At 55.2% G+C, this 20,893-nt stretch carries 19 protein-coding genes; 4 read left to right on the top strand and 15 right to left on the bottom strand.

Translation table 11 applies throughout. The annotated features are described in order from the left end of the window. Window positions 1-95 precede the first annotated feature (95 nt). Together lexA and SD961_RS00210 are read right to left on the bottom strand one after the other, a co-directional pair. A complete protein-coding gene (gene lexA, locus SD961_RS00215; RefSeq protein ID WP_306208672.1) occupies window positions 96-704 on the bottom strand; it encodes a transcriptional repressor LexA in 609 nt (202 codons plus the stop codon). Between the two features lie 115 nt (window positions 705-819). Next, entirely contained in the window at window positions 820-1,179 is a 360-nt protein-coding gene (locus SD961_RS00210; RefSeq protein ID WP_318788415.1) for a diacylglycerol kinase, read from the bottom strand. 128 nt (window positions 1,180-1,307) lie between these two features. Between SD961_RS00210 and plsB the strand changes: the two genes are divergently transcribed. After that, on the top strand, window positions 1,308-3,731 hold the full coding sequence (plsB, locus tag SD961_RS00205; RefSeq protein ID WP_318788912.1) for a glycerol-3-phosphate 1-O-acyltransferase PlsB: 2,424 nt from the start codon (window positions 1,308-1,310) through the stop codon (window positions 3,729-3,731). Window positions 3,732-3,868: 137 nt separating this feature from the next. Here the strand turns inward: plsB and ubiA are convergent, their stop codons facing one another. From ubiA to SD961_RS00165, 8 genes are all read right to left on the bottom strand, one after another. Next, window positions 3,869-4,735, bottom strand: coding sequence for a 4-hydroxybenzoate octaprenyltransferase (gene ubiA, locus SD961_RS00200; RefSeq protein ID WP_412916619.1), 867 nt, complete (start codon window positions 4,733-4,735; stop codon window positions 3,869-3,871). A gap of 19 nt (window positions 4,736-4,754) precedes the next feature. After that, window positions 4,755-5,282 carry a chorismate lyase gene (gene ubiC / locus SD961_RS00195; RefSeq protein ID WP_318788413.1) on the bottom strand — a complete coding sequence of 176 codons (528 nt, stop codon included), beginning with the start codon at window positions 5,280-5,282 and terminating at the stop codon, window positions 4,755-4,757. A 129-nt stretch (window positions 5,283-5,411) separates the two neighbouring features. After that, window positions 5,412-5,810 carry a phosphate-starvation-inducible protein PsiE gene (psiE, locus tag SD961_RS00190; protein WP_318788412.1) on the bottom strand — a complete coding sequence of 133 codons (399 nt, stop codon included), beginning with the start codon at window positions 5,808-5,810 and terminating at the stop codon, window positions 5,412-5,414. A 273-nt stretch (window positions 5,811-6,083) separates the two neighbouring features. Continuing rightward, the gene (locus tag SD961_RS00185) at window positions 6,084-8,180 is read right to left on the bottom strand and encodes a YjbH domain-containing protein (protein WP_318788411.1); all 2,097 of its coding nucleotides are present in this window, start codon (window positions 8,178-8,180) and stop codon (window positions 6,084-6,086) included. Next, window positions 8,180-8,935 carry a capsule biosynthesis GfcC D2 domain-containing protein gene (locus SD961_RS00180; protein WP_318788410.1) on the bottom strand — a complete coding sequence of 252 codons (756 nt, stop codon included), beginning with the start codon at window positions 8,933-8,935 and terminating at the stop codon, window positions 8,180-8,182. Before SD961_RS00180 ends, SD961_RS00185 begins: the two co-directional genes overlap by 1 nt. Beyond that, on the bottom strand, window positions 8,932-9,579 hold the full coding sequence (locus SD961_RS00175) for a YjbF family lipoprotein (RefSeq protein ID WP_318788409.1): 648 nt from the start codon (window positions 9,577-9,579) through the stop codon (window positions 8,932-8,934). The genes SD961_RS00180 and SD961_RS00175 overlap by 4 nt, the downstream gene beginning before the upstream one ends. 79 nt (window positions 9,580-9,658) lie before the next feature. Next, window positions 9,659-9,907, bottom strand: a complete 249-nt coding sequence (yjbE, locus tag SD961_RS00170) for an exopolysaccharide production protein YjbE (RefSeq protein ID WP_306208686.1) — start codon at window positions 9,905-9,907, stop codon at window positions 9,659-9,661. A gap of 590 nt (window positions 9,908-10,497) precedes the next feature. Then, a complete protein-coding gene (locus tag SD961_RS00165; RefSeq protein WP_318788408.1) occupies window positions 10,498-11,406 on the bottom strand; it encodes a LysR family transcriptional regulator in 909 nt (302 codons plus the stop codon). 130 nt (window positions 11,407-11,536) lie between these two features. On the opposite strand from SD961_RS00165, the gene SD961_RS00160 reads away from it, so the two are divergent. Then, window positions 11,537-12,262 (top strand): SDR family oxidoreductase, encoded by a 726-nt coding sequence (locus tag SD961_RS00160; protein ID WP_318788407.1) that lies wholly within the window; start codon window positions 11,537-11,539, stop codon window positions 12,260-12,262. A gap of 64 nt (window positions 12,263-12,326) precedes the next feature. Here the strand turns inward: SD961_RS00160 and SD961_RS00155 are convergent, their stop codons facing one another. The 4 genes from SD961_RS00155 to SD961_RS00140 are packed head-to-tail and all read right to left on the bottom strand — an operon-like array spanning window position 12,327 to window position 16,306. Then, the gene (locus SD961_RS00155; protein ID WP_318788406.1) at window positions 12,327-13,640 is read right to left on the bottom strand and encodes an MFS transporter; all 1,314 of its coding nucleotides are present in this window, start codon (window positions 13,638-13,640) and stop codon (window positions 12,327-12,329) included. Further along, a complete protein-coding gene (locus SD961_RS00150) occupies window positions 13,633-14,268 on the bottom strand; it encodes a DUF4286 family protein (protein WP_318788405.1) in 636 nt (211 codons plus the stop codon). Before SD961_RS00150 ends, SD961_RS00155 begins: the two co-directional genes overlap by 8 nt. A 2-nt stretch (window positions 14,269-14,270) precedes the next feature. Next, entirely contained in the window at window positions 14,271-15,614 is a 1,344-nt protein-coding gene (locus SD961_RS00145; RefSeq protein ID WP_412916639.1) for an amidase, read from the bottom strand. An 11-nt stretch (window positions 15,615-15,625) separates the two neighbouring features. Next, entirely contained in the window at window positions 15,626-16,306 is a 681-nt protein-coding gene (locus SD961_RS00140; RefSeq protein ID WP_318788403.1) for a DUF2848 domain-containing protein, read from the bottom strand. Window positions 16,307-16,420: 114 nt separating this feature from the next. Here SD961_RS00140 and SD961_RS00135 point away from each other — a divergent pair, with 114 nt between their 5' ends. Next, window positions 16,421-17,095, top strand: coding sequence for a GntR family transcriptional regulator (locus tag SD961_RS00135; protein WP_318788402.1), 675 nt, complete (start codon window positions 16,421-16,423; stop codon window positions 17,093-17,095). An 84-nt stretch (window positions 17,096-17,179) separates the two neighbouring features. Here the strand turns inward: SD961_RS00135 and pgi are convergent, their stop codons facing one another. Further along, on the bottom strand, window positions 17,180-18,829 hold the full coding sequence (gene pgi / locus SD961_RS00130; RefSeq protein ID WP_318788401.1) for a glucose-6-phosphate isomerase: 1,650 nt from the start codon (window positions 18,827-18,829) through the stop codon (window positions 17,180-17,182). Window positions 18,830-19,045: 216 nt separating this feature from the next. Between pgi and SD961_RS00125 the strand changes: the two genes are divergently transcribed. Next, complete coding sequence (locus SD961_RS00125) at window positions 19,046-20,851, top strand: sodium:proton antiporter (RefSeq protein ID WP_318788400.1); 1,806 nt, start codon at window positions 19,046-19,048, stop codon at window positions 20,849-20,851. Window positions 20,852-20,893: the final 42 nt, after the last annotated feature.

Below are 20,893 nucleotides of genomic sequence, written 5' to 3'. Positions count from 1 at the left end.
CACTGTGCGACTGGCTAATAAGCACTATCGCCGCACCAGACCGGTGCCACGATAACAATGACGCACCGTTCAGAGGGTGCGTCCTGACCAGATCTTTAGAGCCAGTTACCGTTGCGGATCACGCCCACGGCCAGCCCTTCAATCGACAGCGTCTGCTGACGCAGGTCGACAACGATCGGTTGGAAATCGCTGTTTTCAGGGAGTAAATGCACTATATTACCCTGTTTTTTAAGGCGTTTTACCGTGACTTCATCATCAATACGCGCGACCACGACCTGGCCGTTACGGACATCCTGAGTTTTATGCACAGCAAGCAGGTCGCCATCCATAATACCAATATCTTTCATCGACATCCCGCTAACGCGCAGCAGGAAATCGGCGCCTGGTTTAAACAGGCCTGGGTCTACCTTGAAGTGCCCTTCAATATGCTGCTCCGCCAGTAAAGGCTCCCCGGCAGCAACGCGCCCTATCAGCGGCAACCCTGTCTCATCTTCCATCATCAGACGGATACCGCGTGAAGCGCCAGAGACAATTTCAATCACGCCTTTACGCGCCAGCGCTTTGAGGTGTTCTTCAGCCGCATTAGGGGAACGGAAGCCGAGTTGCGCAGCAATTTCCGCCCGCGTCGGTGGCATGCCGGTCTGGTTAATGTGGTCGCGTATCAGGTCATAAACCTGCTGCTGCCTTGCCGTTAGTGCTTTCATCCCGCCCCCTGGTTGTTTATACAGTCGACTGTGAGTATATACAGGTATTTGCGCATTGAAAACCTAAACCTGCTTAAAAAGCGGCGGTTCGCTAAAAACGGGAAACATCCCGCAATTAACCCATTAACAGCATTACCCACACAAAAATAGCGAGTAATATCGTCAGCAGCACGGCAGCAGAACCCATATCCTTCGCGCGGCCAGATAACGGATGGAATTCACTGCCAATACGGTCCACCACAGCCTCCAGCGCACTATTGAGGATCTCTACGATAATGACCAGCACCACAGACCCTATCAATAGCACTCGTGTAATGGCATCCACGTCGAGCCAGCAGGCGACGAGGGTGGCGATAACGGCAGCAACCGCCTCCTGCCGGAAGGCCGCCTCGTTTTGCCAGGCAGCGCGTATTCCTTTCCACGAGTAGCCGGCGGCTTTTATAATGCGGGTCAGTCCGGTGACGTTATTTGCCATAATGAGGGAACCCTTTGTGATGATTAACGTCAATGTCTGGGTGGCGCACAATTTGCAACACCACAGATCTCACTGGCGCTTTCTGGTATGCTTGCGGCGCTTTGCTAACAAGAGGCTTCATGTTGTCTATGTCAGGTTGGCGTAACTTATATTATAAACTGTTGAATTTACCGGTTAAATTTCTGGTAAAGAGTAAAGCGATTCCTGCCGAGCCGGTCACTGAGCTGTCGCTCGACACATCGCGCCCTATTATGTATGTGCTGCCCTATGATTCAAAGGCCGATCTGCTGGCGCTGCGTGAACAGTGCCGCAAACAGGATCTCCCCGATCCGCTGGACCCCCTTGAAATCGACGGAACGGTACTGCCTCGTCACGTCTTTATCCATGACGGCCCGCGTGTTTTCCCCTATTTCGTGCCAAACGTGGAATCGGTGAAACTGTTCCATGAGTACCTGGATCTCCACCGCAGCAATCCTTTACTGGATGTGCAGATGGTGCCGGTCTCGGTGATGTTTGGTCGGGCACCTGGCCGCGAAGTGCAGGGTGACGATCAACCCCACCTGCGCGTGCTGAATGGTGTACAGAAATTCGTTGCCGTGTTGTGGTTAGGCCGCGACAGCTTTGTGCGTTTCTCGCCTATGGTGTCGCTTCGCCGCATGGCTACCGAACACGGTACGGATAAAAGCATTGCGCAGAAGCTGGCAAGAGTGGCGAGAATGCACTTTGCCCGCCAGCGTCTGGCTGCGGTGGGTCCCCGTCTGCCCGTCCGCCAGGACCTTTTCAACAAGCTGTTGCAGTCGAAAGCGATTGCCAAAGCCGTAGAGGATGAAGCGCGCAGCAAGAAAATCTCCCACGAGAAAGCCCAGCAGAATGCCATTGAGCTGATGGAAGAGATTGCCGCTGATTTCTCCTATGAAGCGATTCGCCTTACGGACCGCATCATGGGCTGGACATGGAGCCGACTCTATCAGGGTATTAACGTCAACGGCGGTGAGCGCGTGCGTCAGCTGGCTCAGGACGGTCATGAGATCGTTTATGTGCCCTGCCACCGCAGCCATATGGATTACCTGCTGCTCTCTTATGTGCTCTATCACCAGGGTCTGGTGCCGCCGCACATCGCAGCCGGTATTAACCTGAATTTCTGGCCGGCAGGCCCGATTTTCCGCCGTCTGGGAGCCTTCTTTATCCGGCGTACCTTTAAAGGTAACAAGCTCTACTCCACCGTGTTCCGCGAATATCTGGGTGAACTGTTTACCCGTGGCTACTCGGTTGAATACTTTGTGGAGGGCGGCCGCTCGCGTACCGGCCGCCTGCTGGACCCGAAAACCGGCACGCTGTCGATGACGATTCAGGCGATGCTGCGCGGTGGTAACCGTCCTATCACGCTGGTGCCGATCTATATCGGTTATGAGCACGTGATGGAGGTAGGGACTTACGCAAAAGAGCTGCGCGGCGCCACCAAAGAGAAAGAGGGCTTTATGTCGATGGTTCGCGGGCTGCGTAAGCTGCGTAATCTCGGCCAGGGCTACGTGAACTTTGGTGAGCCTTTGCCCCTGGTGGCTTATCTCAACAAGCATGTGCCGGAGTGGCGGGAAGCTATCGACCCGATTGAAGCACAGCGCCCGGCCTGGCTGACGCCAGCGGTCAATGATATTGCTCAGCGCGTAATGGTGAGCATTAACAACGCCGGGGCCGCGAACGCGATGAACCTTTGCGTGACGGCTCTGTTGGCGTCCCGCCAGCGCTCTCTGACGCGTGAGCAGCTCATCGGGCAGCTAACCTGTTATGTGCAGCTGCTGCGCAACGTGCCCTACTCTTCAGACTCTACCGTGCCGGATATGACGCCGGAAGCGCTGCTTGATCACGCTCTGAGCATGAACAAGTTTGAAATTGAGCAGGATAATATTGGTGAAATCATCGTCCTGCCACGCGAGCAGGCGGTGCTGATGACCTATTACCGCAACAACGTTCATCACATGCTGGTGATGCCGTCGCTGATAGCGGTGATCCTGATGCATTACCGTGAGGTGACGCGGGCCGAGCTACTGCGCCAGATTAGCGTGATCTATCCTATGCTGAAAAGTGAGCTGTTCCTGCACTGGAATAAAGAAGAGCTGCCAGCGGTGCTGGATTCGCTGGTAAGTGAGATGGCACGTCAGGGGCTGTTGACAGCGGACGATCAGATGCTGCGTCTGAGTCCGGCCCGTTTCCCTACGCTACAACTGCTGGCTGCGGGCGTGCGGGAGACGCTGCAACGCTACGCCATTACTTTCTCTATTCTCAGTGCCAATCCGTCGATTAACCGCGGAACGCTGGAAAAAGAGAGCCGGACCATGGCTCAGCGCCTGTCGGTACTGCATGGCATCAATGCGCCTGAATTCTTCGACAAAGCGGTCTTTTCAACGCTGGTGCTGACGCTGCGTGATGAAGGCTACATCAGTGATACCGGCGATGCGCAGGTTGAGCAGACGCATAAGGTCTATCAGATGCTGGCTGATTTAATCACTCAGGAAGTGCGGATGACTATCGAAAGTGCGGGACCGCACGAGTAAATTCTGACGCTGTTAAAAAGGGTCGATGAGCAATCATCGACCCTTTTTTGTGACTGGACGCTCAACGCCAGGCGGCAAGCTTATTCTGTGACTGTCACCTTCAGCGGCCCCGCTTTTGCTGCCGTTTAATCACTCAGTCAAAGCCAGGCAGCCAGCGGAGAGGTACTCAACGCAATACCGATAAACAGCACCAGCCCCACATAATTATTGTTCAGAAAGGCTTTAAAGCAGGCATCGCGTTCGCGGGCGGAAATCAGCTTCTGCTGATGGATAAAAAGCGCGCCAGCCAGCAGGATTGACCAGTAGAAAGCCCCGCCAAGCTGCATCATCCAGCCAATCAGCGCCATCAGTGCCAGCGTCGTCAGCTGTAAAAGCGCCACGATAAGCTTATCAAAGCGACCAAACAGGATCGCTGTCGACTTCACGCCAATCTTTAAGTCGTCATCTCTGTCCACCATCGCATACAGCGTGTCATAAGCCACTGTCCAGCAAATATTAGCGGCAAACAGCAGCCAGCAAACCAGCGGCACGGTTTCGCTTACTGCTGCCCATCCCATGGGAATAGCCCAGCCAAATGCCGCGCCCAGCACCACCTGCGGCAGATGGGTATAGCGTTTCATAAACGGATAGACCCAGGCCAGCGCCAGGCCGCCAAAAGAGAGCCAGATGGTCATCGCATTCATGGTCAGCACCAGACAGAACGAGACCAGTACCAGCCCGGCAAACAAGAGTTTTGCCTCTCTGGAGGTCACCGCGCCGCTGGGTAAGGGACGCGCCTGGGTGCGCTTAACATGCCCGTCAATTTTACGATCGGCGAAATCATTAACCACGCAGCCAGCGGCGCGCATAAAGAATACGCCAAGGGTAAACACAATCAGCACGTTAAGCGGCGGGATCGCTTTGCCCGCCAGCCACAGCGCCCAAAAAGTGGGCCACAGCAGCAGCAGCGAGCCAATCGGCTTGTCGATGCGCATCAGGCGGCTGTAGGCCTGGAATTTACTCACTGGAAGCGTTCTCTCCACGTTACGGGTTCCCTTTAGCCAACAGCGACTGATAAAGCGGTGCCGGCGGTAAAAACAGTTCGGTCAGCAACAGCGGCTTGCCGGAGAGACGCAGACGGGAACGGCGTCCCCATAACTCCGTATGCTGGCCCGGCTCGATAAAATCTCGCGTCAGCGATGAAGAAGAAAAAAGATAACGTCCCAGCGGGCGGGTGCCCAGCTGTTGCAACATCTGCTCTGGCCCGATCAGAGTTGATTCAGGGACGATTGTCCGGCCAGCGAGCCAGGGCACACCGTCGCCACACAGCAAAATTTCACGCAGCCAGTAGCGGGATTCCTGAGGTAAAAATTCCACCTCCTGCGCCGCATCCTCTGGCCCAATAAACCCTTCACGCACAATATTCACCGTCACTTTTTCACAATGACGTTCAAAACGTTGCGTCATGGAATCTTCTTCCATCAACCAGTCCAGCAGCGGCTCGGTCAGCAAGGGCGAGGAGGCAGGAAGCCACTCAAGGGCGCGCAATTGCGTCAGCGCGTTTTCAGCCATTCGGCTTCTCCGGGCAAAAAATTGGGTGCCATAGTGTAACGCAGAGGTTAAAGGAGAACACGGCATGAGAAGGGAAATTAATGCGATTTTTGCCGGGAGCATTGCGCGCCCTTCAGGGCGCGCCGGAAATCATTCGCGCTTCAGGCGATTGCTGTTAGCCAGCCAGAGAGTCACCACCAGAATCAGAATGGCGACGGAATAGGCGAGCGTATCCAGCGGATTTTTATGATCAACAATGATCAGGCGAATAATGGCCGTGATACCGATATAGACGAAATAGCGCAGCGGGAAGTGATAGCCCGACTGAAAGTACTTCACGATCAGGGCGATAAATTCAAAGTAGAGGAAATAGATCACTATTCCATCGATCAATAAATAGGAAGAGGTCTGTTCGCCGGTATTCAGCAACACGTTGGCGAGATGAATGGTCTCCTTGCCTAAAAAAACGGCCAGAATGCAGGCCAGTCCTATCAGCCCAATATTCAGCAACATCTGTAATAACCAGGCGATACGCGTGGCGGTAATCATGGTGCTTCCTCTAAATCATGGTTATCGGTCAGGGTAATCCTGATACGCACAATATGCTTTAGTGTGAGCCAGTTCACAAGTTTTGCTTAGCCACCGCCCCGCTTTCCGCAGCAGTCGCTGATAAAGCAGGCGCTTTTAATAAGCACCACCCGGCTCCACATGCCTTTGCGCTCCGTGACAGGCGCTGACGCAGCAGGCAGTTCCAATAAAAAAGGGTGCACAACGTGCACCCTTTGCAAACCACATTCAGGCCATTTGACCCGCCGCGTTTGGTTAGCGGAAATCGCGATCCCGGTCACTGGTCATATCATACAGCTGGTATTTACGGCCCAGCATCTGCCCGCCATCACGCGTTAACGGCGTCCAGCTTACCTGCGCACGGCCACGCGTTGGCGAAGCAGTAAACAGATCCATTGGAATGGAGATGTAGAAGCCTTTGGTGAAGTCTCCTTCGCCGTACTCTTCCGCCGACACGTTGGTTTTGGTGGCGTAAGCGCCCACAATCACACCGCTGTCGAACTGGCGGGAGACATCAATGGTGGCCCCTTTGTCCTCGGCCAGATACTGACCCACGCTGGCTTTCACCAGCACCTGGTTATTAAAGAAGGAAGGACGCCAGTAGGCTGTCAGATTACCGACTTTTGCTGTGTAGTCGGTAAATTGCATCATGTTGTCCCAGTCACGCTGTTTGACGTAGTTGGCATCGATGCCCACTGCCCAGTCAGAGTCCAGCGGACGATAGATCACTTCGCCCCCTACGCCACCGTACATGGTTTCCAGATAGCCGCCATAGAGCTGGCCGTAGAAGCCGTTGCCCAGGGCGTGCATGTAGTTGGCCTGCAGATTATTAACGTAGACGTTGTTATCCACATAGTCGCGAATGTGCGTACGAACGCGAGGCAGTGAAGAGTCGTTTGGCGCGCCGTTGTAATTAAATTTATCGTAGTTGTTTGCCAGATTGCCGAACAGGCTACCATCAATCAGCAGGTGCTTCGTCAACCAGTAATTGGCGTTTGCCATCACGCCAACCTGGTAGAGATAGAAGCTCTCCGGGCCGCCAACAGACTGATTCAGAACCGGCGCAATGCTGTAGTTGAAATCATCAGCATCAATATAGTAACCCTGCTCGGTATGGCCCGGATCGACCGGCTCAACACGCTTTTGATCCAGCGTCTGCTCTTTGCCGAGCGGATATCCTTCCAGCTGCTGGCGAAGGCTGGCGACCTTCGTTTCTGTGGTGACTTGCGGCATCCGGTCGCGAATTTCCGTCACTTTCAGCGTGTCGATATTGGCTGGCAGGTTATTCATCAGGATCACGTTAGCGCGATCCACCCCTTCCTGGGTATTACGATACTTTGTCTGCCGTCCGGAAGCGTACAGAGTGTGGTCCTGCACCTGAATATTTGGCGCATCCAGCCCGGCGTTATATTTCAAATCGGTCAGCTGGCTCGCCACGGCAGTCTGCTCAAGGAACTCACCCTGCGGTTGCGGTTTATAAGCGGGTTTGGCGGAATCAATCGAAACCGTATGCAGATCGTTGAAGTTGGTACGCAGCGTGAAGCCAGCCATAAAGGTGTTGCCGCGCTCGTAGCTGACATTCACGTCTGCCCAGTCGGTAAGGCGATAGATGGCGCCGACGTTAATTTTGCTTTTCTGTTCAAGGCGACCGGCAAAGTCATCCTGATAATCATTGCCTTCATATTCTGCCTTCAGGCGAAGCGGCTGCCAGGGGGTCTGATACTCCACCCCGCCGAAAATCGCCGCAGGGCCTTTAAACATATCTTTGCCGCTGACAGAGCCCGCCGTCCCGCTGGTATCAGAACGGTTGCAGTAGCTGCTGTCCGCTTCACAGAACGGGTTTTTCACCGTGCCGCTGTTACCCAGATAACCAAATCCCAGGCCCAGCGTGAAATCAAACGGTCCCCAGGCTTTGGTCGCGACCAGGTATTCGCTGTCGAACAGGCCCGTACCACCCAGATCACGCGCGCCTACGGCCACTTCCGGCAGCCAGTAGCCTTCCTGCCAGAGGCGGGCTTTCAGATCGAACGCTTTGTCCTTGTAACTCTGACTTCCGCTGAAGCTGTCCACGGCGCTGTAGCGGCGGGTTTTCACATCCGTATAGCGAATGGTCGCTTCCAGCCAGGGGAAAAGCTGAACCGATGAAGAGTAGAAGCGATACTGATCGTTATAACGGTAGTTCAGGCTGAATTCGCCATCTTTTGCCATCCGCGCGGTGGGAACCTGCAACAGGCCCACTCCGCCAAAATCGGACTGCGAAGGACCAACCGGATCGGGAAAGGTTGCCGCCTGGGCCTGACAGGCGCAGGCCACAGAAATAGCTAACAGGCTGAGAAGATAAGATTTTTTCATCAGTCAGGGATCCGGTGCGTCAGAACAGAAACAATCTGCTGGTTAAGGTCTTCACTGTCGCCAGGCAGCGTCCATGAGGAAAAGCCAACGTAAATAATGCTGCCTGCTTCAGGCTCAACGTGGCGGCGGTTCCAGTAAGCGACCGGCACTTCACTGGCCTCGCCGTTCGGGGCAATCAGCACCGCAACGTTCCGCTCTGCACCCGACAGGTTGTCATGATCCTGCAGATAATCCACCACGCTCCGGCCAGGCAGCCACGAGGTTTTACCGCTTCCGGCAATCGCGCCTGCCAGGGTAATGGTGGTGGGCTTTTGCAGCGTATAGACGCTGTAATCTCCTGCCAGAGTCCGGTTAGCACCGGGACGCAGGCGAACCCAGTCGGGATCAAGATTGGTGAATTGCCGTCCGGTGACTTTCACCGCGGCCACCTGTTGCAGCACGTTATCCACGACGGCCGCAAGAGTGGCGTCGCCGTCCGCATACAGGGCATTGCTCCAGGCTTTCAGGCGCGCCATAACTTGCTGCTGCTGCTGAACCGCGGCGGCGGTCGCCAGTTTTTCCGCAATTACCGTACCGGGCCACCAGGTTTTGCCTGCCAGCGCAGGGCTGCTGACCAACTGAGCCAGATTCTGTGCATCACTGACTGTCGCCGTCTGCGTCTGCCCCTGGGAGTAAACCGTTACCTGACTTTCCGCACGCAGGCTCAGCGAGACGCAGGCAGCGATCCCTGCAAAGAGAAGAGTTATTTTTTTCATGATTTCGCAGGCTTCAGGATGGTGGTTTCAACAGGGAAATAGTCGCCGCCCAGCGTCTGCTGTGACTGGCGAACCTCTCCAGCGGTGGTATCAATCCAGAAGGTGTTGCGCCAGGATTTGCCCTCTGCGGGCAGCTCAACCTCTTCCTGCCAGACGCGACAGGCCACGTTGTTGCCTGCCAGCAGCAGAACCTGATCTTTCAGGCGCGTAAAGCGGGAGGTAGCGGTTGCCGCGCGGAATTTACCTGCTTCACTCCAGCTCAGGGTACGCGTCCAGCCTGCCCCTTCCGTCAGTTCGAGCGGATTCGACAGCGGGTCCTGGCTCAGATTGGTGACATCACTCAGGTTGTCTGCCAGCCCCAGCGTTTTCACCACGCGTCCATGCTGAGTGACCACCATCGACTGATCGCGGGTGATCCACTTTTGCTGGCCGTTTTCATCAAAGCCCAGCACCACAAAAATACGCTGCCCGTTATTCACGCGCAGGTACATGCTGGCATAAGGCAGATTTTCAACTTGTTGATCGGTAACCTGAACGTCATCCGGCCCGAGCAGGGCGAGTTTTACCGTCTCTCCAAGCCCTTTTTGTGTTTGTGTACAGGCCTGGAGAAGCAGGCAGAAAAGCAGCAGTGATAGGTAGCGCACCTGTGTGTGTCCCTGAGCAAAGTCTGACAATGTCAAAAAATAACCACACAAACGTGTGGTTATGATTAATTTACCGCACTTAACGCGTGGTGCTGGTGGTGGTGGTTGTGGTGGTGCCGGTATTTGAACCGTTGCCACCACTGGATGCTGCAAGAGCAACACCAACCAGTGCGCCAAGCGCACCCACACCTACCGCAGTAGTGGTTCCGGCGGAGAGTGTCCCCGCAGTAGCACCGGCGGCAGCGCCAGCTTCTTCAGGCGCAGCAAACGCGGCTGAAGCACTGGCTAAGTACACTATGGCTGCAGCAGCACATAAGACTTTTTTCATAACATTTCCCTTCATTAAATGAATGGATACCTCACCTGAAGGTTTTCAGGCGGCTCCAGTATAAGGCAATAAATGACCAGAATTCAGGGGGATCCCCGCTGTCGCGACGGCCCTTTTCTTTGTCTAAAATAAGCACGCTTTGCCCATCCAGGGCAACATTTGACTAAATAATTCAATATATTAGTGTTTATAACTGCGTCAGGACCAATTATTAGTGTCATACGCTAATAATGTCCTTTAGTAAGGCGTAATTACCGGAGAGGGCGCTGAGAGAGAGTTATTGCATTAAAGAGTTTAAATTTCAAAATATTAGCGACAGATCGGCAGCATAACCTCGATAAACCGCCCTGGTTTATTTCAGATTTATCCTTAAGAAAATCAAAGCAAAACAGCGATTTTTAAGATTATCCTCACCTCTGCGCGCGTGACTTTATCTATTTTTGGGGGCATTAGAGAGCTGTAAGCTGCTTTAGTTTGTCTCTCGCGCAACGGCTATCGGGTAACAGAGAGAACCGCAGATAATGTCAACCAGGTCCATAAACAGATAAAGTCGGATCTGATGAGCGGCTCCAGACCCCGGATAAGGTCGGTCAACGCTGTTCCGCCAGAAAATCGATAAATGCGCGCAGCGGCGCCGAGGTAAATCGGCTGGAAAAATAGAGCCATGGTCCTTCAAAAGTGCTCCACCATTCAGGCAACACGGGTTGAAGATCGCCATTCTGAAAACAGGGCTGTAGCCAGTTCTCAAACGTCGCAATAATCCCTTTGCCGTGACGGGCAAGATCGATGGCAGCGGAAACGCCATTAACGCCGATGGTCAGCCGCCCCGGAGGATCAACAATCAGCTTCTCTCCTTCACACTCAAATTCCCAGGTGACCAGCGCGCCGCTTGAATATTTCAGGCGTATGCAGTCGTGATCGAGTAGCTCCCGAGGAGCGAGAGGACATCCCCTTCTCTCCAGATAAGAAGGTGCGGCCGCTAAGGCTAAACGTTGTGACCTGGGGCCTACAGGAACAGCTATCGTGTCCTTTGCCAGGTGCTCGCCATAGCGGATCCCTGCATCGCAACCGGCGGCAATAGCATCTACAAGCCGATCTTCAACCACGATTTCTACCCTCACCTGCGGATAACGCGTAAGAAAACTGTCGAGCAAAGGGGGAAGAATATCTGTCATTACCGCGCCGGTGACGTTCAGCTTAAGCGCGCCCCGTACATGTTGCTGAGAGCTTGCAACATCGTTGAGTGCTGCTCTCATTTCAGAGAGTAGCGGGAAAATACGGGACGCCAGCGCCCGACCAGCTTCTGTTGGCATGACGCTACGCGTGGTGCGGATCAGCAGTGGCGCTCCCAGACTGAGTTCCAGGGCTGAGATCCTTTCGCTGACGGTTGACGGGGAAAGGCCAAGTCGCCGTGCAGCAGCTCTGAAACTGTTTTCTTCAAAAACAGCGAGAAAAATCGACAAATCATTCATGTCAGAGGGCAGGCTATTGTTCGGCATAGCGATCAGCGTATGCGTATTCGGGCATATTATCAAACACGCCTGCTCAGTCTATAAATAGGCTTAACGGTAATCATTGCCAGCGGTAAGAGATCCCACCTTACCTTTCTGGCTAACTGAGGAGGCTGAGTTGAGTATAAAAAATGTCGTTATTACGGGTGCTAACAAAAGCATAGGCTTTGAAACCGCCCGTCAGATGGGCTTGCTCGGCTATCGGGTATGGGTGGGGAGCCGCGACAAAAACCGGGGATTAACAGCGGTTTCTGAACTGGCAGCACAATGTATTGATGCACGGCTTTTGCTGCTGGATGTCACTGACAACGAGAGCGTAGAGGCTGCGGCTGAACTGATGCGCAAAGAAGAGGGAAAACTGGATGTCCTGATCAACAATGCCGGTATTTCCGGCGCCCAGCCTGTCACGCCGGGTACGCAGAGTCTCGTCGACATTCAACGTGTTTATGAAACGAACGTGTTCGGTGTAATACGCATGACCCAGGCCTTCCTGCCTCTGCTAAAAGCCGCCTCTGGTGCTAAAATTGTGATGGTCAGCAGCGGCTTAGGATCGCTCTGCTGGGTTTCCGATCCCGCTCATCCCTATTCTCAGGTTGAAGCGATGGGTTACAACAGCTCGAAAACTGCCCTTAATGCGGTGACCGTTGCCTTCGCCAAAGAACTTGCGGCGTTTGGTATCAGCGTTAACGCAGTCGACCCTGGTTACACAGCCACAGATTTCAATGGGCATAGTGGCTACAGAACCGTTGCTGAGGCCGCCGCCGGGATCGTCTGGCTGGCAGACCTTAACTCTGCGGATATGACTGGAGGATTTTATTTCGATCGGAACCAGGCACCCTGGTAACATCCACTTATCCGCCCTGGCGGTAAGCGGCTATTTTGGCAATCCTTCGCCAAAATGTTGAGGGTCAGAGCGGACGATGCGCCGTTTCTTTTGCTTTCCAGAGCGCGATAAGCGTAACAGTTAGCGCCAGAGTGACGTAGAGCGAAACCCACAGCGTGCTGCCCATCTCTTTATAAAGCGTAGTGATAATCAGCGGCGCAAACCCACCGCCGATGATCCCCGCCAGGGTATAGGCCAGCGATGAACCGGCATAGCGCACATGGCTGGGGAACTGCTCAGTGACAAACGCCGCCTGTGGGCCGTACATCATGGCGTGGATCAGCAAACCACCAATCACTCCCAGCACAATCAGAACCGGCTGCGTGCTGTCGAGCAGCACAAAGAAGAGGAAGGACCAGACGATTGCCAGCAGTGCTCCGGTAATATAGACCGGACGCCGACCCCATTTATCTGACAGCGCGCCGAACATCGGTACGGTAACCGCATTGCCGATGGCGCCAAGCATGGTCGCTATCAGTGCCAGCGGGCGCGGCAGGTGGAGTACCGTCGTAACGTAGGTCAGCGTGAACACCACCACCAGCGCATAGAGGACGTCAGAGCCGATACGCGAGCCGCCAGCTATCAGCAGCTGTTTGGGATAGCGTACAAACACCTCTTTCAGCGGGGTGTGGGTAGTTTTTTCCGCTGCCTGCATGGCGACAAATGTTGGCGTCTCCTCAACGCCACGACGCAGCCACAGGCCAAACATTACCAGTAGCAGGCTCAGCAGGAAGGGAATACGCCAGCCCCACGCCTGAAACTGTTCGCCGCTCATCAAAACCGTTACCAGCGTAATAAAGCCGGTACCGATCAGCGTCCCGCAGGAGGGGCCGACCTGAGCAAACGAGGCGTTACGGCCACGTTTATTGTCATCACCATGTTCCATGGAGAGCAGAACGGCACCCGCCCATTCGCCACCCAGCGCGATGCCCTGCACAAATCGCAGCGCCACCAGCAGGACTGGACTCCAGACTCCCCAGACGGCATAGCCGGGCAGCAATCCCATTAATGCCGTGGTCACGCCCATGATCACCAGCGTAATAATCAGCACGGCCTTGCGCCCGGCGACATCGCCGAGGTGACCAAAAACAAATCCTCCCAGCGGACGCGAGATGTAGCCCACCGCATAGGTGGAGAACGCCAGAATCGTGCCGACTATCGGATCGAAGCTGGGGAAAAAGACGTGGTTGAACACCAGCGCGGCCATGATGTTATAGACGGTGAAGTCATACCATTCGAGCGCAGTGCCGATCGAACTGGCCGCAGCAAGGCGCCCAGTTTTTGATTTGGTCCGCTTATCATGCACCGCCTGATGCAGGGTAGAATCAGTATCAGTCATGAGCCATCTCCTGTTTGGTTAACTGCCAGCTGAAGAGATAGTGTTGAATATCGCCTTGCAAGCCTGCCGTGGCGGCTAATGCCAGCTGCTGGCAACATTGCGCATTGCTGCAGCTAATCAGCAACACAGGCAACATCGGGCGGTTCTCTTTATTTTCACGCGGCAGCGGTGAGCTGAGCTGGGTATCAGGCGTAAGCAGGCGGGAAGAAATATAACCCGGCGTCTGGCTCGCGCTCTGCTGCCAGTCAGCTAATACCGCAGGATCGGCCGCCCCTTTCAACGTCACCACCGCAAGGTGCTGGCCGGTGCCTTTACCATGCGTATGGCTGATTGCGCAGACGCGGCGCATCGGATTAACCATCTTTTGCAGGTTTGTTACCGACCACCCGGTCTGGCGCGTAAAGGCGGCGTGATAATCTGCACTGGTAAAGGTCTCCAGAGAGTTGGTCTCATAGAGGCCAAGGTATTTCCGCTCCGCATCCACAGCCTGATAGCGCGTACCGCTGAGAAAGCCCGGAATAGCGACGCGCTCCTCAACGTGCTCATGGTCATACCACTGGTTAAAATCCGCTTCGTCTTCAGCGCCAATGTTGGTGGCAACAAACAGCATGCCGTGGGAATGGGTCATGTTCAGGCTCTCCAGTTAAGGGCAGTTTCCACAGCGAGCGACCAGCTGATTAAGCGGGCATCATCACCATGTACGGAAGCAAGGCTCAGGCCAACCGGCGCGTTGCCGGGTAGATGACAGGGTAAAGAGAGGGCGCAGCCATCCAGCATGTTGATCACGCTGGTGTTGCGCAGCATCAGGGCATTGATCTCCATATAACGTTGCGGATCGTCCAGCGAGGCAATAGTGGGGGCGATGCGCGGTACGGTAGGCATCAGCAGCGCATCGAATCCGGTCAGCGCAAGGTTTATGCGCTGTCGCCAGGCTTCACGCTGCTGATAAAGTTCAGCGGCATCCTGCTCCGTCAGCAGGCTACCGCGCTGTATCCGCACCAGCACCTGTGGGTCATAAGCCTCCGGCTGCGCCTGGGCAGTGCGTTGATGCCACTGCCAGGCTTCAGAGGCAGTGATGCCGCCGCGAGCGTTCATGCTATTCAGCTCTGCAAGCTCCTGTAGCGGCAGCTCGGTCAGCGTGGCACCTGCATTGCGCAGCGTAGCAATAGCCCTTTGCCAGGCCTGAGTGACCTCCTCATCCATATCGTCCAGCACGCGGGTCTGCGGAATGGCAAATTGCGCCTGTCTCAGCGCAAAAGTCTGAAGCTCCAGCGGCGTAGCGGCGATTACGCTGTCAAGCAGCCAGCAGCTGCGGACGTCATACGCTATCACCCCTATGCTGTCGAGCGAGGCAGAGAGCGGCAGGGTTCCGCGCTGATCAATACGGCTGGCCGTAGGTTTAAAACCGGTGAGTCCGCACAGCGCGGCGGGAATGCGTACCGAACCGCCGGTATCGGTACCCACGGCCCCCAGAGACATACCGCTGGCAACCGCTACTGCCGCTCCAGAGGAGGAGCCACCGGGGATGCGTTTCTCTTCGCGCTGCCAGGGGTTGGCTGGCGTGCCGTAGTGCGGATTGATCCCAAGTCCCGAGAAGGCGAACTCGGTCATATTGGTTTTGCCGACAATTGCGGCACCCGCCTGCGTTAATTGGGTTACCACGCTTGCGTCAGCCGTTGCTGCCGGTGCGTTCACCAGCAGACGCGATCCTGCGGTAGTCGCTTCGCCTTTAACGTCGAACAGATCTTTAATGCTGACCGGCAGCCCATCTATCGGACTCAGCGCCGCATGGTTTTGCCAGCGCACGCCTGCCTGATGAGCCTGGATTTTTGCCCTCTCCTCATAGCGTCGGATAAAGACCCGCACGCCTTCGCCGTCGGGATCGCTTGCCGCTTTTAATGCGGCATCAGTAAAAGTCTCCGGTGCGGATGCGCCCGTCTGAAGTTGTTGGCTCGCCTGCCACAGTGTGGTCATCATCCGGCTCCTCAGGCAACGACCGGCAACGCGCCGGTACGATAGTGGTGTTCCAGCGTACGGCCCAGAATCGGGTCATGCAGCGCCATACGAAACTCGCTGGAGGGACGGATGCCGCCAATGGCGCTCAGGGTGCCGCAGGACATGGCAAAGCCCTCGCTGGTTTTGCGCTCATCGGGATAGCGCGCCAGCAGATCCTGCGGCGTCAGCAGTGAAGCGAGCGTGCCCTGCTGATAAACAACCCACTCGCCCTGCTCTTTGATCCAGGAGGTGAGTTCAAGCGCATCCCAGTGTTCAGCTACCTCACTCATGCGCCAGGCGCTGTCAGCAACCGGCTTGATACAGGCCTGTTTGGAGAGCGCCACGCTGAACGTTTCCAGATGGCGATCGGTATGATCGGAAATAAGAGAAACCCAATAGGCTCCCTGGGTGAAAAACAGGAAGGGTTCGGCCTCACCGGAGGTTTCATTGCCGACAACTTCCAGTTGGGTTTGCTGACTGAGCTGGTTGGTTGCAACCCGGTAAAACAGCGGCACTGCACCCGGAGCGGGCACGCCAAGCGCCTCCAGCTCCCTGATATGGTGCAACACTGCATCCCGATCGCGCCCTACCCAACCCGCAATGACGAAATGATTAACCTCAACATCCAGCGTGGCGGCGGTTTCAACGCCTGTGGTGAACTGAAGGTGCATATGCCGATCTCCATTTGAAAAAACACTGTGAAATTTCACTGTCATTTCAAACTAGCGATTTTCATGCCAGATTTTTGTGTAATATGTCTCATAAGCAAAAAAAGGAATGTGGTGATGAGTGATTCGGTTGCTGGAAATGAGAACCCGGGAGGCAGGGAAAAGACGCTGTCGCTCAACGATCAGGCCTATCTGGCGTTCAGACACAGACTGATTACGTTGCGCTACAAGCCCGGCGAATACCTGAATACCGCGCAGGTAATGGACGATCTGGAGAGAGGCCGCACGCCGGTCAATCAGGCAATCCACCGGCTGGCCACCGAGGGGCTTCTGCAAATCATTCCCCGTAAAGGCGTGATGGTGGCCCCTCTGTCGATTGACGATGCGCTGGAGCTAATAGAGGTGCGGCTGGTCAACGAAACGTTGTGCGTGCAGCTCGCCAGCCAGAAGGTGATGGCGACACATATTGCTCAACTGCGCGACCTCAATCAACGGATCGCCGCAGCCAGTAAGGCACACGACAGAGAGCAGATGATGTTGCTGGATCGGGAGTTTCACCAGATGCTGGCGGAGATTGCCGGTAATCGTCGGCTGTCCGATATTCTCAGCGTGATCCACGCTCAGGCGCAGCGCTTCTGGGCCACAACTCTCTCCAGCGTCACGCATATGGAAGAGGTTATTGCGGAGCACAACGCGATTATCATGGCGCTGGAAGAAGGGGATACACAACGCGCAGCCGAAGCGGCCCGTGCGCATATTCAGTCGTTTAAGCGGGCGCTACTCGCTACCTGAGTAAAAGCCTGTAGCGAAGTGAGGTGCCAGATAAAACAAAGGGCCGGTGCATCAGCACCAGCCCCTGGGTCTCCAGAAGAGAGATTAGCCGCGCCAGTTCTTGTAACGGTTGATTAAGCCGTTGGTAGAGCTGTCATGGCTGCTGACCTCTTCACTGCCGGACAACTCAGGCAGGATGCGGTTTGCCAGCTGTTTACCCAACTCGACGCCCCACTGATCGAAGGTGAAGATGTTGAGAATCGCGCCCTGAGTAAAGATTTTATGCTCATACAGCGCAATCAGCGCCCCCAGGCTGAACGGCGTGATATCGCGCAGCAGGATGGAGTTGGTTGGACGGTTACCTTCAAACACCTTGAACGGCACAATATGCTCGACAGATTTGGCGTCTTTGCCCGCATCGGTAAACTCTTTCTCTACCGCATCGCGTGATTTACCGAACGCCAGCGCTTCGGTCTGCGCAAAGAAGTTCGACAGCAGCTTGGCATGATGATCGCCCAGCTTGTTGTGCGTTACCGCAGGGGCAATAAAGTCACAAGGGATCAGCTTGGTGCCCTGGTGGATCAGCTGATAAAACGCATGCTGACCATTAGTGCCCGGCTCGCCCCAGATGATAGGACCTGTTTCGTAAGTAACCGGCGCGCCGTTACGGTCAACATACTTACCGTTCGACTCCATATTGCCCTGCTGGAAGTAGGCGGCAAAGCGGTGCATGTACTGATCGTAAGGCAGAATCGCTTCGGTTTCAGCGCCGAAGAAATTGTTATACCAGATACCAATCAGCGCCAGGATCACCGGCAGGTTCTGTTCGGCTGGCGTGGTGGAGAAGTGCTTGTCCATCGCATGCGCGCCGCTCAGCAGCTTCTCAAAGTTGTCGAAACCAACAGAGAGAATGATGGAAAGGCCAATGGCTGACCATAGTGAGTAGCGTCCGCCAACCCAGTCCCAGAATTCGAACATATTGTTGGTATCAATACCAAACTCGCCAACGGCTTTACCGTTGGTAGAGAGCGCAGCAAAGTGTTTCGCCACGTGCTGCTCGTCACCCGCTGTTTTCAGGAACCAGTCACGCGCGCTGTGGGCGTTGGTCATGGTTTCCTGAGTAGTGAAGGTTTTTGATGCCACCAGGAACAGCGTGGTTTCAGGATTCAGATCCTTCACGGTTTCCGCGATGTGCGTGCCGTCAACGTTCGAAACGAAGTGCATATTCAGGTGATTTTTGTACGGGCGCAGCGCCTCAGTCACCATAAACGGCCCCAGGTCTGACCCGCCAATACCGATATTTACCACGTCGGTAATAGGTTTACCGGTATAGCCTTTCCAGTCGCCGCTGATAATGCGCTCAGAGAAAGATTTCATCTTCTCCAGCACCGCGTTAACCTCTGGCATCACATCTTTGCCGTCCACGACGATCGGCGTGTTGCTACGATTGCGCAGGGCAACGTGCAGCACGGCACGATCTTCGGTACGGTTAATTTTTTCGCCGGAAAACATCGACTTGATAGCGCCCTGCAGGTCGGTCTCTTTCGCCAGATCCTGCAGCTTCGCGAGGGTATCGCTGGTGATGCGGTTTTTAGAGAAGTCTACCAGCATCAGGTCGTCGAAGGTGGCAGAGAAGTTCGCGAAGCGATTGCTGTCTTTAGCAAACAAATCAGCAATTTGAACGTCTTTCATCTCTTCGAAATGCTGCTGCAGCGCTTGCCATGCAGCGGTTTGTGTCGGATTGATATTTTTCATAACAACACACTCTTTTTATTTAAGAACCGTAAATCAGACCGGACGCCATGTTACCCGAGGTACCCGCCTGGGTTCCCTCTTCCTGTAACAGGCCTCAGCTATCGTTAGCAGGTTTCCCCACCTTTTTGTCCGGGGCTATTTATAATTCAGGCGGCGGTCAGCTTGCCCGCTCAGCGTTTCAGTATGACTATTCTTGCTGTCGAAAGGAAAAATTTTATGGAGTTCTCTGCCCCACTGCTGTTGGTTATCATTGGATTAAGTTCGCTGGTAGCCCAGTGGCTGGCCTGGTTGCTGCGTCTGCCCGCCATTTTGCCGCTGCTGGTTTTCGGCATAGTCCTGGGTCCGATCGGGCACGTTTTGCAACCGGATGCCCTGTTTGGCAGCCTGCTGTTTCCTTTTGTTTCACTCTCTGTCGCCATCATTCTCTTTGAAGGGGCGCTGACGCTTCGCTTCGACGAGATCCGCGGTCTGGGAAGCGTGGTGCGTAACCTGGTCACCGTAGGAATGATGATCACCTTTCTGGCGATCAGCGTTGCCTGCTGGGCGCTGCTCGACTTTCCGCCGGAGCTTGCTGCGCTGGTCGGCTCCGTTACCGTGGTCACCGGCCCCACGGTTATCGCCCCGCTAATGCGCGTAGTACGTCCCAATAAGGCGATAAACCAGGTACTGCGCTGGGAAGGCATCGTTATCGATCCCGTGGGCGCCATTTTCACCCTGCTGGTGTTTGAGTTCATTGTGCTGCGTCAGAAAGCTGAATCGTTAACGCACCTGTTCTGGACTTTAGGTGAAACGGCAGCGGTTGGTTTAGTCGCGGGTGTGTTTTTTGGCTGGCTGCTGGGCATTGCCCTGAAGCGCGTCTGGCTACCGGGTTATCTGCAAAACTTTGCTGTACTGGCGGTGATGCTGACCGCATTTGGCCTTTCCAACGCGCTGGCGGATGAGTCCGGCCTGCTGACGGTCACGGTGATGGGCATCTGGCTGGCCAATATGCGCGAAGTCGATCTCAGCGAAATTATCGCCTTCAAGGAGGAGCTTTCGGCGCTGCTGATTTCCGGCCTGTTTATTATTCTGGCGGCAAGGCTGGATCTGGCTGCGCTACTGGCAATGGGCTGGCCGCTGGTCGGGCTGCTGCTGATTGTGCAGTTTATCGCCCGTCCTTTATGCATTGCAGTTTCTACCTGGGGCTCGTCACTGCCGCTGCGTGACAGGCTGATGCTGAGCTGGATTTCGCCTCGCGGTATTGTTGCCGCAGCGGTCAGCTCGCTGTTTGCCCTGACGCTGGAGAAAACCGGCTTTGTCGGCGCGGATAAGCTGGTAACGGTGGTGTTTGCGGTGATTATCGGCACCGTAGTGCTGCAAAGCCTGACCAGCTCGGTGCTGGCGCGGATGCTGAAGGTGCAGCAGCGCGAGCCGCGTGGCGTGCTGATTATCGGCGCCAACAGCGTGGCGCGTACGCTGGCAGCTTCGCTGCAAAAGCTCGATATCCCGGTACTGGTGACAGACAGCAGTTGGGAATATTACCGGCTGGCGCGGATGGAGGGGATCCCCGCCTATTATGGCAATGCCTGGTCGGAACATGCAGAGAACTTCCTTGATCTGAGCGAAACGGCTCAGGTGCTTGCGTTGTCGCCCAATCGCCATCAGAATGCGCTCGCGGTTTATCACTTCAGCCATATGTTTGGTGAAAAAAACGTGGCGGCTATCCGCTCCGGTGCCGCACTACGCGTGAAGCGCGACAGCGAAAGCCCACGTTTTCGTCGCCATGAAGTGCTGTTCGGTCAGGAGCAGACCTATGCCCAGCTCAGCAGCCTGCTGTCGAAAGGCGCGACTATTAAGGCCACCCGTCTTAACGAAAACTTTGGCTGGCTGGAGTACCTGGAAAAAAACCAGGGGGTGATCCCGTTGTTTGTGCAAAACGAAGCGGGCGCACTGAACGCGGTACGGGGTGAAGAGACGCCTGTCCTGCCCTGCACCCTGATTGCGCTGGTGCAAAATGAAAATTCCTCAGACGGCAGAGATTGACAGCGGCAGCAGAAAGCGATATTTGTAGCCCGCTAGTTGCGC

The sequence above is a fragment of the Erwinia sp. MMLR14_017 genome (assembly GCF_033657285.1).
Classification (GTDB): domain Bacteria; phylum Pseudomonadota; class Gammaproteobacteria; order Enterobacterales; family Enterobacteriaceae; genus Erwinia.
This window is presented reverse-complemented; position numbering and strand designations above follow the sequence as displayed.

Excerpts from the sequence above, each read along its gene's own strand:
- lexA (WP_306208672.1), bottom strand. The coding sequence starts at position 704 with ATGAAAGCACTAACGGCAAGGCAGCAGCAGGTTTATGACCTGATACGC.
- SD961_RS00210 (WP_318788415.1), bottom strand. The coding sequence starts at position 1,179 with ATGGCAAATAACGTCACCGGACTGACCCGCATTATAAAAGCCGCCGGC.
- plsB (WP_318788912.1), top strand. The coding sequence starts at position 1,308 with ATGTCAGGTTGGCGTAACTTATATTATAAACTGTTGAATTTACCGGTT.
- ubiC (WP_318788413.1), bottom strand. The coding sequence starts at position 5,282 with ATGGCTGAAAACGCGCTGACGCAATTGCGCGCCCTTGAGTGGCTTCCT.
- psiE (WP_318788412.1), bottom strand. The coding sequence starts at position 5,810 with ATGATTACCGCCACGCGTATCGCCTGGTTATTACAGATGTTGCTGAAT.
- SD961_RS00185 (WP_318788411.1), bottom strand. The coding sequence starts at position 8,180 with ATGAAAAAATCTTATCTTCTCAGCCTGTTAGCTATTTCTGTGGCCTGC.
- SD961_RS00180 (WP_318788410.1), bottom strand. The coding sequence starts at position 8,935 with ATGAAAAAAATAACTCTTCTCTTTGCAGGGATCGCTGCCTGCGTCTCG.
- yjbE (WP_306208686.1), bottom strand. The coding sequence starts at position 9,907 with ATGAAAAAAGTCTTATGTGCTGCTGCAGCCATAGTGTACTTAGCCAGT.
- SD961_RS00165 (WP_318788408.1), bottom strand. The coding sequence starts at position 11,406 with ATGCCGAACAATAGCCTGCCCTCTGACATGAATGATTTGTCGATTTTT.
- SD961_RS00155 (WP_318788406.1), bottom strand. The coding sequence starts at position 13,640 with ATGACTGATACTGATTCTACCCTGCATCAGGCGGTGCATGATAAGCGG.
- SD961_RS00150 (WP_318788405.1), bottom strand. The coding sequence starts at position 14,268 with ATGACCCATTCCCACGGCATGCTGTTTGTTGCCACCAACATTGGCGCT.
- SD961_RS00145 (WP_412916639.1), bottom strand. The coding sequence starts at position 15,614 with ATGACCACACTGTGGCAGGCGAGCCAACAACTTCAGACGGGCGCATCC.
- SD961_RS00140 (WP_318788403.1), bottom strand. The coding sequence starts at position 16,306 with ATGCACCTTCAGTTCACCACAGGCGTTGAAACCGCCGCCACGCTGGAT.
- SD961_RS00135 (WP_318788402.1), top strand. The coding sequence starts at position 16,421 with ATGAGTGATTCGGTTGCTGGAAATGAGAACCCGGGAGGCAGGGAAAAG.
- pgi (WP_318788401.1), bottom strand. The coding sequence starts at position 18,829 with ATGAAAAATATCAATCCGACACAAACCGCTGCATGGCAAGCGCTGCAG.
- SD961_RS00125 (WP_318788400.1), top strand. The coding sequence starts at position 19,046 with ATGGAGTTCTCTGCCCCACTGCTGTTGGTTATCATTGGATTAAGTTCG.